This window comes from Paraburkholderia sp. SUR17 (assembly GCF_029536165.1).
GTDB lineage: Bacteria > Pseudomonadota > Gammaproteobacteria > Burkholderiales > Burkholderiaceae > Paraburkholderia > Paraburkholderia kururiensis.
The window spans coordinates 451,521-464,859 of record NZ_CP120508.1 but is presented as its reverse complement, the minus strand read 5'-3'; the positions used below and the strand labels follow the sequence as shown (position 1 = coordinate 464,859).

Sequence of the window (13,339 nt, the reverse complement as noted above, 5' to 3'; positions counted from 1 at the left end):
GCGCAAACCCGCCGGCCGCGGCGGCGGCCCTGAAGCCGCCGTCGTGGCCGGCGCGGCGTATTAGTCGTCCCCTTCGTCGTCCTGCTGGTTCGCGCCCGGAGGCGGCGTGCCGTACTTCTTGACCAGCTCCGCCTTGAAACCCGCAAGCGACGGCTGCTCGTCGCACAGGTCGTACAGCGACGCCAGTTGCGACGGCCAGTCGTGCAGTTCCTGCGCGAAGATCTTCAGACGCCCGACCGTATCGAAGGCCGCCGCCGTATCGCCGTTCAGGGCCTGCAGCACGGCATAGCGGCGCAATACCGTTTCGCCGGGCAATAGCGCGATCGCCCGGCGGTGCATGGCGAGCTTGTGCGGCAAGTCGTTGGCGTCGACGGGCAGAAGCGTCGCGAGACCGTACTCACCCCACGCGCCGAACAGGAACGACGGATCCGCACGATACTGCTCGGCGGGACGCGAGCCGTAGTACAGCACCTCGGCGCGGGTGTAGTCGCGATAGACCGGATAAAGCGCAGCCAGTCCGCCGAACACGATCACCGTGTAGAGACCAAACGACGCCCTTTCCGGAACAAGCCGCAACGGCTTCGTTTCGAGCAACCCGAAGACGAACATCGCGGGCAGCAGGAAGAACATGTACTGCTGCGGGTACTCCACAAGCGCGTGCATCACCAGCACACCGATCAGCGCGACGCCGAAGACCCGTCCCGCGGTATGCGGCGCGCGCAGCACCCGCACGAGCCACGCGACAAGCCCGACCACGGCCACCACGAAGCCGGCCACGCCGGTCTTCGCCAGCAGGTCGATGAAGATGTCGTGCGAGTTGTTCGCGATCTCCACGCCGCCGAGCGTCTTGACCAACTGGTACTGATAGCCTGGGAACTCGCCCCAACCCACGCCGAAGAGCGGGTGCATCTTGAACATCGTCCAGCCGTATTTCCAGAGCGCGAGGCGTGGCGCGATCTGTCCGGCGTCGCGGAACCGGTCGGCCGCCGACTCCCCGAGTTCGAGGTGGTAATGCACGTTGGCCCAGCGCACCGCTGCGTTGACGACGACGAACAGCACGGCGAGCACGACCGGAATCAGCCACTGCCAGCTGCTGCGCCGAAAGGCCAGGTTGCGCTTCGCCTCGGCAAACGCCATCCAGAACCCGGCCACCACGATCACGCCCATTTGCAGCCACGGACCGCGGGAAACCGTCAATGCGAGTCCAGTGGCATAGATCACCGAAAGGAGTCCCCAGAGCAGGACGGGCAGGCGCCGCGTCTGCACCAGATAGAGCGCGGCGGCCATCGCGAACGCGATGTAGGTCGCGAGGTGGTTGGCCTGCGCCATGTTGCCGAACGGACGACGATCCACCGTGATGTTGTAGGCCACGACAAAGGGCGAGACCTTCGCTTCCAGATGAAACAGCTGCATGACCTGGCAGAACACGGCAAACAGGCCGCCGAGCAGCAACGCGTATGCGCCCCAGCGCAACGCCGTGTCCGCCATGTTCGCGCGCGCAAAGCCGTAGCCCGTGTGTGCGGCTACGAATGCCGCGAGCAGGAAGCCGCCGCCCAGCCAGTTCATCGAGGGCTGCTGCACTGGAAGTACGAACGACTGCGCAATGAGCAACGCACCGAACAACAGCGGCACAAGCGCGACGGCCGGTGAGGCAAATGCGATACGCGGCCGCGACGTGCCGACGAGCAGCACCATGGCCCCCGCGGTCAGCAGGTAGAGCGCCAGCGCGGTGAATTCGGCATAGAAAGTCGGGATGGGGTACGTATGGTTGACGACCGCGTACGGAAGAATCAACGCGGCAGCAAGCAGAACGAGAGAAAGAAAACGCGCAAAGGAAGAGGGCATGAGTAACCGGCGGCATCAGCAACCGGCGCACTATACAAAACTTTTCCCGGGCTGTGCGGTTGCCGTGGTGCGAATACGGCGACCATTTCAGCACCATGCCCCCCTTCGCGCGTTTGCTGTCCCTTCCTCAGGCACGGCACTCCGGTGGTGCAAGGTTGCCTGCAAGCGTGGCGGCATCGACAGGCATAGGCCCCGAGCCCGGTGCCGGTAGCGAGGACGCCGCCTTGCCGCCCGCGAAACATTCCCACGTGATGGCGCCTGCCTGGGCTGTGCCTTGAACGAGCGCGACGCGGGCGGTGGGAGCGTCGGCGTTGTCAGGCACCGAGGGCACGAGCACCAGCGTGTTGGCGCCCGCAGCGGCCACGCGTGGGGTGAAGGTGATCGCGATTTGGCCCGTGTTCTCATCCACGCGAATGGATTCAACATTGCGTGTGGCGGGCGGCGAGGCGAAGCCCGCGCCGAACGCGTTGCCGCTCGCGGCGTTCTCCGCCACCGCGAGGCGCGCCGACGCTGCCAGCGACAAGCCCTCGCCTACCCGACTGCGCGCGAGATAGTCCTGGTAGGCGGGAATCGCATACGCGGCGATCACGCCGACGATCGCAAGCACGATCATCAGTTCGATCAGCGTGAATCCGGCGTTGACGAAGGCGCGTGCGTGACGAACGGCTCGTGTGGACCGGCTCGACACAAGGTGGCAGCAGCGGCCTTGATGTGACAGCGGGATCTGCATCGAGGCGTGCGCGAGCGGCGGCACGCAGAGGGAAACGGGAACGGTCATCGGGCGAACTCCTGGAACGAAAAACGCCTGCCTCCGTATGGAGACAGGCGTTGATCGTATCCAGCCACCTCATGCCGCGGCAGTCGGCCGGATGGCCATGCCGCGAGGTCGGCTTACGCGGCACGCCTCGCTCAGCCGCGGCGGGCTCAATGCGTGCCGGAGGAACCCGCTGTCGCTCGTCGCTCGTTGCGGCGCTTCAGCACGTATCCGAGTACTACGACAAAGACTGCGCAGCCGATAGAAGCGCCGTATTCCGCGACAGGCGTGTCCAGTATCGGCCAGCGGTCGCCGGCAGGGTCGTTGATGATGAGTCCCCCCGCGATCCAGCCGAGCAGCGCCGCGCCGAGCGTCACCACGATCGGGAAGCGGTCCAGCAGCTTCAGCACGAGCTGGCTACCCCACACGATGAGCGGAATGCTCACGATGAGCCCAAAGATCACGAGCGCGATGCGGTGCTGCGGGTCGGCCTGCTCGGCTGCGCCGGCAATGGCGATCACGTTGTCGAGGCTCATCACCGCGTCGGCGACGATGATGGTTTTGATGGCCGAGATCAGCTTGTCGGCCGGCTTGACGTTGGAGTGGCCCTCCTGCGAAGGCGCGACGAGGCGCACGCCGATCCACAGCAGCAGCAGGCCGCCCGCGAACTTCAGCAGCGGAACGTCGAGCAGCACGACCGCAAACGCGATGAGCGCCACCCGCAGCACGATGGCGCCAGCGGTGCCCCAGATGACGCCGCGCATGCGCTGGCTGGCCGGCAGATCGCGGCAGGCGAGTGCAATGACGACTGCGTTGTCGCCGCCTAGCAGGATGTCGATGATGACGATCTGAAAGACTGCGGGCCAATGGAGTGTCGTGAAAAACTCGAGCATGGACAGGCAATAAGAGTGGAAGGAGGCGAACGCGCAGCCAACAAAAAAAGCGAGGAAGCAATCTTCGCTCCCTCGCTCTGTCTTGTTACGCCACGAAAGGGTTCCGTAAGCGTATCAGAAAAACGCGGCGGCGCGCTGTTGCGCGGCCGGCGCGTTACTGGTTACAGCACCGACTTCAGCAGGCGGCCCATTTCCGACGGGTTCTTCGTGACCTTGATGCCGCAGGCTTCCATGATCTCGAGCTTCGCTTCGGCGGTATCCGCACCGCCGGAGATCAGCGCGCCGGCGTGGCCCATGCGCTTGCCCGGAGGCGCCGTCACGCCCGCGATGAAGCCCACCACCGGCTTCTTCATGTTGTCCTTGATCCAGTAAGCGGCGTTTGCTTCGTCCGGACCACCGATCTCACCGATCATGATGACGGCGTCCGTGTCCGGATCGTCGTTGAACATCTTCATGACGTCGATGTGCTTGAGACCGTTGATCGGGTCGCCGCCGATACCGACTGCCGACGACTGGCCAAGGCCGAGCGCCGTCAGTTGGCCAACCGCTTCGTACGTCAGCGTGCCCGAGCGCGACACCACGCCGATGCGGCCCTTGCGGTGGATGTGACCCGGCATGATGCCGATCTTCAGCTCGTCCGGCGTGATGGTGCCCGGGCAGTTCGGTCCGAGCAACAGCGTCTTGCGGTTCTCGCGGCGCATGCGGTCCTTCACTTCGATCATGTCGCGCACGGGAATGCCTTCCGTGATGCAGATCGCGAGATCGAGGTCGGCCTCGACGGCTTCCCAGATCGCAGCGGCAGCGCCTGCGGGCGGCACGTAGATGACCGAGACGGTCGCGCCCGTTTCGGCCTTCGCTTCCTTGACGCTCGCGTAGATGGGAATGCCTTCGAAGTCTTCGCCGGCCTTTTTGGGGTTCACGCCTGCAACAAACGCCTCACGGCCGTTTGCGTATTCGCGGCACGCACGGGTATGGAATTGACCGGTCTTGCCGGTAATGCCCTGCGTGATGACCTTGGTGTCCTTGTTGATCAGAATCGACATGTATTGACCTCTGTTCGTTTGGCGTCGCGCCATGCGCCCAGTCCGGCCTGCCTGCGCCTTGCAGCGGGCTGGCCGGCTCACGCGCGTCGCGCCGCCATGCGTGTTCGGTGAAGCGCCCTTTACTTGCCTTCGGCTGCCGCGACGACCTTCTGCGCAGCCTCTTCCATGCTGTCTGCCGAGATGATCGGCAGGCCGGAATCGGCCAGCATCTTCTTGCCGAGGTCCTCGTTCGTGCCTTTCATGCGCACGACGAGCGGCACTTGCAGATGCACGGCCTTGGACGCAGCGATCACGCCTTCGGCGATCACGTCGCAACGCATGATGCCGCCGAAGATGTTGACCAGAATGGCCTTCAGGCCCGGGTTCTTCAGCATCAGCTTGAAGGCTTCCGTGACCTTCTCCGTCGTGGCGCCGCCGCCGACGTCGAGGAAGTTCGCGGGCTCGCCGCCGAACAGCTTGATGGTGTCCATCGTGGCCATCGCAAGGCCTGCGCCGTTCACGAGACAGCCGATGTTGCCGTCGAGCGAAATGTAGGCGAGGTCGAACTTCGACGCTTCCACTTCAGCCGGGTCTTCTTCGTCCAGATCGCGGTACGCCACGATCTCCGGATGACGGAAGAGCGCGTTCGAGTCGAAGTTGAACTTGGCGTCGAGCGCGATGACCTTGCCGTCGCCGGTCAGGATCAGCGGGTTGATTTCGGCGAGCGATGCGTCCGTCTCCCAGAAGCCCTTGTAGAGGCCCTGAAGGATGGCGCGTGCCTGGGGAATCGAAGCGTCGGGAATGCCGATCTGCTTTGCGAGGCCGTCGGCTTCGGCGTCGGTCAGGCCCGTGGACGGCTCCACCGCGACCTTGTGGATGGCTTCCGGCGTCTTGGCGGCCACTTCTTCGATATCCATGCCGCCTTCGCTCGAGGCCATCACGACGACCTTCTGCGACACGCGATCGATCACGATACCGACGTACAGTTCCTTCTTGATGTCCGCGCCTTCTTCGATCAGCAGGCGGTTCACCTTCTGGCCTTCCGGACCGGTCTGGTGCGTCACGAGCTGCATGCCGAGAATCTGGTTCGCGTACTCACGCACCTGATCCAGCGACTTCGCGACCTTCACGCCACCGCCCTTGCCGCGACCGCCCGCGTGGATCTGCGCCTTGACGACCCACACCGGGCCACCCAGCTCTTCAGCAGCCTTGACGGCGTCGTCCACCGAGAAGACCGGCTTGCCGCGCGGTACCGCGACTCCGAATTTCCGCAGGATTTCCTTACCCTGGTACTCGTGAATCTTCATGCGTGATTCCCTTCAGTCTGAGAGTTGGATTGAACTTCGTTTCCGCTTTTCTTGTTCAGGCCGGACGCGCCGTCGGCGTCGCCGCCGCGGTCCGTCTGCCTGCCGGTTTCAATGGAATCCGCCGCGCGCGCCGCGTCGCGCGGCGCATGCCCGTACCAGCGCGGATAGAACTGTCGAACCGCCTCGCCGTCGAATCGCAGCGCGTGGCAGCGACCGAGCTGGAAAGGCGGGTTGTCTGCGGTGCGCCTGCCGTTGTCCGTGCTGCGAGCGGACTCGCGCTTTTCGCTTCCCTGCTCCGGCGCGCTATCGCCCGTATGCCACACGTCGCCGGCGAACGCCTGAATGGCGGCGGTGGGCAGCACGGCACATAGCTCCGTGAGGTGCGTGCAACCCGCCGTGCCGGCCAGCAGTTGGGCAGCATCGCGACGAAAATTACGGAGCAGATTGAGCCCGATGAGGGCGCGATAAGCGGGATTGGCGGCTTCGCATTGACCAGGATAGGGCACCCAGTCGGACGACGCGACGGCGTCGACGACATTGAGCTCCCGATCGATCGTGATGCGAAGCCAGAGTTCATGAATTGGCAGACCGTTGCGACGGACACCCGACGCAAGGGCCACATCGCGCGGCTTCTGGTCGGTCAGGCATGCCTCGATATCCCATAAACCGTCTTCGCGCTCGTAGGCTTCTGCCCGAATCGCACGCGTATGGCGCAACTTGCGGGAGACAGGCAGGGGAAGCGGCATGCGGAAAGGCGAGGCTGTGTTGAGAAACCTCACGATTTTAGCATAGCGGGTATTTCCCACTTGGGGAAACCCCGTGGAGGTATCGCATCACTCCTGCAGGCGTTGAGGTGCGCGAGACCGGAAGCCGAGTGCCAGATTCAGGCGCGGACTAAAAGGCTCAGCGAGGCCTCCGTGAAGGGCTGGATCAAGGTTCGGGCCAGTCGTCTTCCATGCCCTTCAGGATTTTCGCGATGGTGGCGTGAGAAAAGCCACGCGCGGCCAGGAAGCGCGCCTGACGCGCCCGCTCGGCGGGCGTTTCGGGAAGCTGGCCGTACTTTCGGCGCCATACGGATTGAGCGCGCGCCAGTTCAGTTTCGCGAAGTTGGGCGCTGACCTGCTCGATAAGCGTGTCGCCCACAGCGTGCCGTTTCAGTTCGCCAACAATACGGCCGGTGCCAAGCCGGGATGCCCGCCGATGAACGAGACTCTCGGCGAAGCGCGAATCCGAAAGCCAGCCTTCCCGCTCGAGCGATGCCAGCAGCGCATCCAGTTCGCCGACGTCCTCGACGAACGGCATCAGCTTGCGAGAAAGTTCTGAACGGCTGTACTCGCGGCGAGAGAGGTAAGCCAGCGCACGCGCCTTGGGCGAACGGCCGGGGCGCTGCTGGGTGCCAGCCGATGAATTTGGGCGCGCGGTCGTGGACCGTGCGCGTTCCGAGGACCGGCTGAACGCCGGCCCATCGGTGGTGTCGTCGCCTGGATGCGCAGGGTCCGCAGCATGTGGATCAAGCCGCGCAGGCGGCACCGGCGCGGACGGACCCTTGCGCATCACGTGACGATCACTCCTCTTCGCCTGCGACTTCGACGTCGTCCGACAGCCCCGCATCAGCCGGCATCGCAACCACGCCGAGGGATTCGCGAATACGGTTTTCGATTTCCCGGGCGATGTCCGGATTTTCGCGCAAGAATTCACGCGCGTTGTCCTTGCCCTGGCCAATGCGTTCGCCGTTATAGCTGTACCACGCACCTGCCTTGTCGACGATCTTGGCCTGCACGCCAAGATCGATGATCTCGCCCTGGCGTGAAATGCCTTCACCGTACAGGATGTCGAACACCGCTTCGCGGAACGGCGGCGACACCTTGTTCTTGACGACCTTCACGCGCGTTTCGTTACCGATCACCTCATCGTTCTTCTTGATCGAGCCGATACGGCGAATGTCCAGACGCACCGACGAGTAGAACTTCAGCGCGTTGCCGCCCGTGGTGGTTTCCGGATTGCCGAACATCACGCCGATCTTCATGCGAATCTGGTTGATGAAGATCACGAGGCAGTTCGTACGTTTGATCGTGCCGGTGAGCTTGCGCAGCGCCTGCGACATCAGACGCGCTTGCAAACCGGGCAGCGAGTCGCCCATTTCGCCTTCGATTTCGGCCTTCGGCACAAGTGCCGCGACCGAGTCGATCACGATCATGTCGATCGAACCCGAGCGCACCAGCGCATCAGCTATTTCCAGCGCCTGTTCGCCGGTGTCGGGCTGCGAGATCAGCAGTTCCGGCACGTTGACGCCAAGCTTGCTTGCGTACTGAACGTCGAGCGCGTGTTCCGCGTCGATGAACGCCGCCGTGCCGCCCAGCTTCTGCATTTCGGCGATCACCTGCAGCGTGAGCGTGGTCTTGCCCGACGACTCAGGACCGTAGATTTCGACCACCCGACCGCGCGGCAAGCCACCGACACCCAATGCGATGTCGAGGCCGAGCGAGCCGGTAGACACCACCTGGATGTTTTCCACTACCTCGCCGTCGCCGAGCCGCATGATCGACCCTTTGCCGAACTGCTTTTCGATCTGCGCGAGCGCAGCAGCAAGCGCCTTGCTCTTTTCAGCAGTCAGTCCAGCCGAGCCTTTCTTGCTTTCTTCCATGAATCGTCCTTTGCTATGATGAACGGCGTCTGAGGCAGATGTGCAGGCCGCTGCAGGACACGTTGGTACACGCGCCGCTGCGATTGCACATGAATCTCAGACACTGTATAAAAAAACAGTAGTTTTGGCAAGCCCGGCAAGCCGGATTCCTGAGTTCGGGCTTCGTACCGGAGCCCACACTCGCCGCCGCCACGACACTTTTGGAGACCGCGCTGAGCGCCGCGCGACAACACGGCGCCGGCCCAAGCAACGCTGGGCGCATCATGCGAATTCTCATTGCCGAAGACGACAGCATACTCGCGGACGGTCTTGTCCGATCACTCCGCCAATCGGCCTATGCGGTCGACCACGTCAAGAACGGCGTGGAGGCGGATACCGCGCTGTCGATGCAGTCTTTCGACCTCCTGATACTCGATCTCGGCCTGCCGCGCATGCCCGGGCTCGAGGTGCTGCGCCGCCTGCGCGCCCGCAACTCGAATCTGCCCGTGCTGATCCTCACGGCCGCGGACAGCGTGGACGAACGCGTCAAAGGGCTCGACCTCGGCGCCGACGACTACATGGCCAAGCCGTTCGCCCTCAACGAACTCGAAGCGCGTGTGCGCGCGCTGACGCGCCGCGGCGCCGGCGGCGGACCGACGGTCGTGCGTCATGGCGCGCTGTCGTTCGATCAGGTCGGCCGCATTGCGTGCATCAACGACCAGGTGCTCGATTTGTCCGCGCGCGAACTCGGCGTGCTCGAAGTGCTGCTGCAGCGGATTGGCCGGCTGGTATCGAAGGAACAGCTCGTCGATCACCTGTGCGAGTGGGGCGAGGAGGTCAGCAACAACGCAATCGAGGTCTACGTGCACCGGCTGCGCAAGAAGCTGGAGCCGGGCGGCGTGCGCATCGCGACGGTGCGCGGGCTCGGCTACTGCCTCGAAAAAGCGGCTCAGGCGCCCGTACCGGCGTCGGCGGCATCGGCCGCGGCTTCGGCGGCTGCGCTCGGCGCGCCTGCCGCGAACGACCCATCGGCGTCGTCGAAGCCGGTAGAGGGCTCGGCAGCGAGCGTTGAAGCCGGAGAAACCTCAGCGGCAAGCGGACTCGCTGCATCCGCCGCCCCATCCCCGGCATCGGCCGCCACCGGCTCGTCCGCCGCCGTCACGCCCACAAGCAAGCCCGCAATGCCGGCAACCCATCCATATAAGTAAGGACAGCATGGCCGCGCCTCTCGATGTCCGGCGCGCCGCCGGTTCGCCCCCGCCTTCGACGTCCGCTCCCGTACCGCTCGATGACGACACGCGCGACGCGCGCTACGAGAACCCTTTCGCGCCGCCCGACGAAACCGAGAGCGCCGCGCAGGCGCGTCCGCGCTCGCTCTTCGGCGAGATTCTCGACTGGATGCTGGCGCCGCTTCTGCTGCTGTGGCCGATGAGCATCGCCGTCACCTACCTCGTGGCAAAGTCCATTGCCAACGGGCCGTTCGACCGCGCGCTGGAAACCGATGCCTATGTGCTCGCGCGGCAGATCCATCCCGTCAACGGCGTCGCCGAACTCACGCTACCCGAGTCCACGCGTGACTTCCTGCGCGCAGACAACATCGACAGCGTGTTCTTCCAGGTGCTCGGCACGCGCGGCGAACTGGTGGCAGGCGAGCGCGACATGCCGCTGCCGCACGAAGACGATCGCCCGCAGCCCGGCATCGTCGAATTTCGCGACGACATGCTGCGCGGCAACGATATCCGCGTGGCCTACACGACCGTCGAATTTCCGCAGACGCCCGGTGCACAGTCGGTGCTCGTGCAGGTCGCCGAAACACTCGACAAGCGCCGCCAGCTGGCCAACGACATCATCAAGGGCGTGATCCTCCCGCAGTTCGTGATTCTGCCGCTCGCCATCGTGCTTGTCTGGTTCGGCCTCTCGCGCGGGCTCGCGCCGTTGCATGCGCTGCAGTCGAATATCCGCGCGCGCCGACCGGACGACCTTTCGCCGCTCGAGGCGCGCCGCGCGCCACCCGAAATCGAGCCGCTCGTCACGTCGTTCAACGACCTGCTTACGCGTCTCGAACAGAACATGGAGCTGCAAAAGCGCTTCATCGCCGACGCCGCGCATCAGATGAAAACCCCGCTTGCCGGCCTGCGCACCCAAGCCGAACTCGCGTTGCGCCAGGAAGCGCCCGCGGAAGTTCATCGCTCGCTCCAGCAGATCGCGACGAGTTCCGAGCACGCGGCGCGGCTCGTCACGCAGCTGCTGGCGCTCGCGCGCGCCGAGAACCGCTTGTCCGGACAGATCTTCACGGCGGTGGACGTAGGTGAGGTGGCACGCAACGCCGTGCGCGACTGGGTGCAGGCGGCGCTCGTGAAGCAGATGGACCTGGGCTACGAAGGGCCCGACAGCGCGGACCCGAAGATCGAGGTGGAAGGACACCCGGTGATGCTGCGCGAGATGCTGTCGAACCTGATCGACAACGCGATGCGCTATACACCCGCCGGTGGCCGCATCACCGTGCGGGTACGCCCGGATGCGGCGGCGGGCGTCGTGCACCTCGAGGTCGAGGACACGGGGCCTGGCATCCCCCTCGCCGAACGCGAGCGGGTAACGGAGCGCTTTTACCGGATTCTCGGCCGCGAGGGCGACGGCAGCGGGCTGGGCCTTGCCATCGTCAAGGAAATCGCGACGATGCACGGCGGCACGCTCACGATCGAAGACAACGTGTACCAGGAAACGCCGCGCATGGCGGGCACGCTCGTGCGCATTACGCTGCGCATGCGGGAAGCGATGCAGACGAATGCGTCCTGAAGCTTGCTCAACGCACGCTCAGGGAACCCTCAGCGGCACTTGCGAATACCCCAAGGACTTACCCTTACGGACAAGGTTTGCAACCGGAAATGGCACAGCAGAATTAACGGCATAAACGTCCGTTGAAGCCATTTTCCGTGAATTTATCCGACAAAGACGTAATTGCACCCGACGCAAAACCCCGCCAAAGCCCCCGTTGCGCGTCAGTAACCAGTAAGTTTCCGTTCCAATAATGAGCCGCAGGTGCGTCTGTCCGGGCGCGCCTCACGAATATCAAAACGGAGACGACTTATGGCAACCGTAGGCGGACAGCTATCGCACGCACCCATGACAGGCGCCGAAAAACGGGTGATTTTCGCCTCGTCGCTGGGCACGGTTTTCGAGTGGTACGACTTTTATCTCGCCGGATCACTGGCGGCTTTCATCAGCAAGAGTTTCTTCTCCGGCGTCAATCCGACAGCCGGCTTCATCTTCACGCTGCTCGGCTTTGCCGCGGGTTTCGCCGTCCGACCGTTCGGCGCCATCGTCTTCGGACGCCTGGGTGACCTGGTCGGTCGCAAGTACACGTTCCTCGTCACCATCGTCATCATGGGTCTGTCGACGTTCGTGGTCGGCTTCCTGCCGGGTTATGCGTCCATAGGCATCGCTTCGCCCGTCATCTTCATCGTGATGCGGCTTGCGCAAGGTCTCGCGCTCGGCGGCGAGTACGGCGGCGCGGCAACCTACGTGGCAGAGCACGCGCCGGCCGGCCGACGCGGCTTCTACACCGCGTGGATCCAGACCACTGCGACGCTGGGCCTGTTCCTGTCGCTGCTCGTGATTCTCGGCGTGCGCACGTTCGTGGGCGAAGAGCAGTTCGGCGCATGGGCATGGCGCATTCCGTTCATCGCGTCGATCCTCCTGCTCGCCGTTTCGGTGTGGATCCGGCTGCAACTGAACGAGTCGCCCGTGTTCGCGCGCATCAAGGCGGAGGGCAAGACGTCGAAGGCCCCGCTGACCGAAGCGTTTGGCCAGTGGAAAAACCTCAAGCTCGTGATCCTCGCGCTGATCGGCCTGACCGCCGGCCAGGCCGTGGTCTGGTACACCGGACAGTTCTATGCGCTCTTCTTCCTGACACAGACGCTGAAGGTGGACGGCGCAAGCGCCAACATCCTGATTGCGATCGCACTCCTGATCGGCACGCCGTTCTTCCTGTTCTTCGGCTCGCTGTCGGACCGCATCGGCCGCAAGCCGATCATCATGGCCGGCTGCCTGATCGCGGCGCTCACGTATTTCCCGCTCTTCAAGGCGCTCACGCACTACGCCAACCCGGCGCTCGACGCCGCGACCCAGAAGTCGCCGATCGTCGTGGTCGCGAACCCGGACGAATGCTCGTTCCAGTTCAACCCGGTGGGAACGGCGAAGTTCACGTCGTCTTGCGATATCGCGAAGGGCGCGCTCTCGAAGGCCGGTTTGAACTACACCAACGTGGCAGCGCCGGCCGGCACGATGGCGCAGATCAAGGTGGGCGATACCGTGGTCGAGGCGTATGACGGCAAGGCGACCGACGCAAAGGAAAAAGGCACCGCGTTCGACAAGTCGCTCGGCTCTACGCTGAAGGCCGCCGGCTATCCGCCGAAGGCCGACCCGTCGCAGATCAACTGGCCCATGTCGGTGGTGATCCTGACGATTCTCGTCATTTACGTGACGATGGTGTACGGCCCGATCGCCGCGATGCTGGTGGAAATGTTCCCGACGCGGATTCGCTATACGTCCATGTCGCTGCCGTATCACATCGGCAACGGCTGGTTCGGCGGCTTCCTGCCTGCTACGGCCTTCGCGATTGTGGCCGCCAAGGGCGATATCTATTCGGGGTTGTGGTATCCGGTCGTGATCGCACTCGCGACGTTCGTGATCGGCATGCTGTTCGTGAAGGAGACCAAAGACTCGGACATCTACGCCCAGGATTGAGGGCACAGCGAACGGGGGTTCGACTGTGAAGCACCAAGGGTTTTGGGTGTTCTTGGGCGCCCTCTCGTTGGCGTAGAAGTTCGGTCAAAGCACTGAAGGGCGAAGAGGATGCCGGCAGGGGGGTTGACAGCCACGACCGGCACCTTCAT

The 13,339-nt window shown here is 64.1% G+C and carries 10 protein-coding genes and 1 pseudogene; 3 read left to right on the top strand and 8 right to left on the bottom strand.

Features of this window, described 5'->3' with window-relative positions; translation table 11 throughout:
- Positions 1 to 60 precede the first annotated feature (60 nt).
- The 8 genes from P2869_RS02110 to recA all read right to left on the bottom strand — a co-directional run bounded on the left by P2869_RS02110 (position 61) and on the right by recA (position 8,465).
- Positions 61 to 1,845 (bottom strand): Wzy polymerase domain-containing protein, encoded by a 1,785-nt coding sequence (locus P2869_RS02110; RefSeq protein WP_277597328.1) that lies wholly within the window; start codon positions 1,843 to 1,845, stop codon positions 61 to 63.
- A gap of 127 nt (positions 1,846 to 1,972) precedes the next feature.
- Entirely contained in the window at positions 1,973 to 2,458 is a 486-nt protein-coding gene (locus tag P2869_RS02105) for a pilin (RefSeq protein WP_277598035.1), read from the bottom strand.
- Positions 2,459 to 2,769: 311 nt separating this feature from the next.
- Positions 2,770 to 3,492 (bottom strand): TerC family protein, encoded by a 723-nt coding sequence (locus P2869_RS02100; protein WP_017772799.1) that lies wholly within the window; start codon positions 3,490 to 3,492, stop codon positions 2,770 to 2,772.
- Positions 3,493 to 3,653: 161 nt separating this feature from the next.
- The gene (sucD, locus tag P2869_RS02095) at positions 3,654 to 4,535 is read right to left on the bottom strand and encodes a succinate--CoA ligase subunit alpha (protein ID WP_017772798.1); all 882 of its coding nucleotides are present in this window, start codon (positions 4,533 to 4,535) and stop codon (positions 3,654 to 3,656) included.
- Positions 4,536 to 4,654: 119 nt separating this feature from the next.
- A complete protein-coding gene (gene sucC / locus P2869_RS02090; protein WP_017772797.1) occupies positions 4,655 to 5,821 on the bottom strand; it encodes an ADP-forming succinate--CoA ligase subunit beta in 1,167 nt (388 codons plus the stop codon).
- A complete protein-coding gene (locus P2869_RS02085; protein WP_277597327.1) occupies positions 5,818 to 6,567 on the bottom strand; it encodes a DUF2889 domain-containing protein in 750 nt (249 codons plus the stop codon). The genes sucC and P2869_RS02085 overlap by 4 nt, the downstream gene beginning before the upstream one ends.
- Before the next feature lie 184 nt (positions 6,568 to 6,751).
- Positions 6,752 to 7,432: a recombination regulator RecX gene (gene recX / locus P2869_RS02080; protein WP_277598034.1), complete on the bottom strand. Its 681-nt coding sequence runs from the start codon at positions 7,430 to 7,432 to the stop codon at positions 6,752 to 6,754.
- Positions 7,386 to 8,465, bottom strand: a complete 1,080-nt coding sequence (recA, locus tag P2869_RS02075; RefSeq protein ID WP_199541685.1) for a recombinase RecA — start codon at positions 8,463 to 8,465, stop codon at positions 7,386 to 7,388. The genes recX and recA overlap by 47 nt, the downstream gene beginning before the upstream one ends.
- Before the next feature lie 263 nt (positions 8,466 to 8,728).
- Here recA and P2869_RS02070 point away from each other — a divergent pair.
- From P2869_RS02070 to P2869_RS02060, 3 genes and pseudogenes are all read left to right on the top strand, one after another.
- Positions 8,729 to 9,391 (top strand): annotated as a pseudogene (locus tag P2869_RS02070) (response regulator transcription factor); the annotation flags it as partial.
- Between the two features lie 268 nt (positions 9,392 to 9,659).
- Positions 9,660 to 11,240: a sensor histidine kinase gene (locus P2869_RS02065; RefSeq protein ID WP_277597325.1), complete on the top strand. Its 1,581-nt coding sequence runs from the start codon at positions 9,660 to 9,662 to the stop codon at positions 11,238 to 11,240.
- 291 nt (positions 11,241 to 11,531) lie between these two features.
- Positions 11,532 to 13,190, top strand: a complete 1,659-nt coding sequence (locus tag P2869_RS02060) for an MFS transporter (RefSeq protein ID WP_277597324.1) — start codon at positions 11,532 to 11,534, stop codon at positions 13,188 to 13,190.
- Positions 13,191 to 13,339: the final 149 nt, after the last annotated feature.

Excerpts from the sequence above, each read along its gene's own strand:
- P2869_RS02110 (WP_277597328.1), bottom strand. The coding sequence starts at position 1,845 with ATGCCCTCTTCCTTTGCGCGTTTTCTTTCTCTCGTTCTGCTTGCTGCC.
- P2869_RS02105 (WP_277598035.1), bottom strand. The coding sequence starts at position 2,458 with ATGATCGTGCTTGCGATCGTCGGCGTGATCGCCGCGTATGCGATTCCC.
- P2869_RS02100 (WP_017772799.1), bottom strand. The coding sequence starts at position 3,492 with ATGCTCGAGTTTTTCACGACACTCCATTGGCCCGCAGTCTTTCAGATC.
- sucD (WP_017772798.1), bottom strand. The coding sequence starts at position 4,535 with ATGTCGATTCTGATCAACAAGGACACCAAGGTCATCACGCAGGGCATT.
- sucC (WP_017772797.1), bottom strand. The coding sequence starts at position 5,821 with ATGAAGATTCACGAGTACCAGGGTAAGGAAATCCTGCGGAAATTCGGA.
- P2869_RS02085 (WP_277597327.1), bottom strand. The coding sequence starts at position 6,567 with ATGCCGCTTCCCCTGCCTGTCTCCCGCAAGTTGCGCCATACGCGTGCG.
- recX (WP_277598034.1), bottom strand. The coding sequence starts at position 7,432 with ATGCGGGGCTGTCGGACGACGTCGAAGTCGCAGGCGAAGAGGAGTGAT.
- recA (WP_199541685.1), bottom strand. The coding sequence starts at position 8,465 with ATGGAAGAAAGCAAGAAAGGCTCGGCTGGACTGACTGCTGAAAAGAGC.
- P2869_RS02065 (WP_277597325.1), top strand. The coding sequence starts at position 9,660 with ATGGCCGCGCCTCTCGATGTCCGGCGCGCCGCCGGTTCGCCCCCGCCT.
- P2869_RS02060 (WP_277597324.1), top strand. The coding sequence starts at position 11,532 with ATGGCAACCGTAGGCGGACAGCTATCGCACGCACCCATGACAGGCGCC.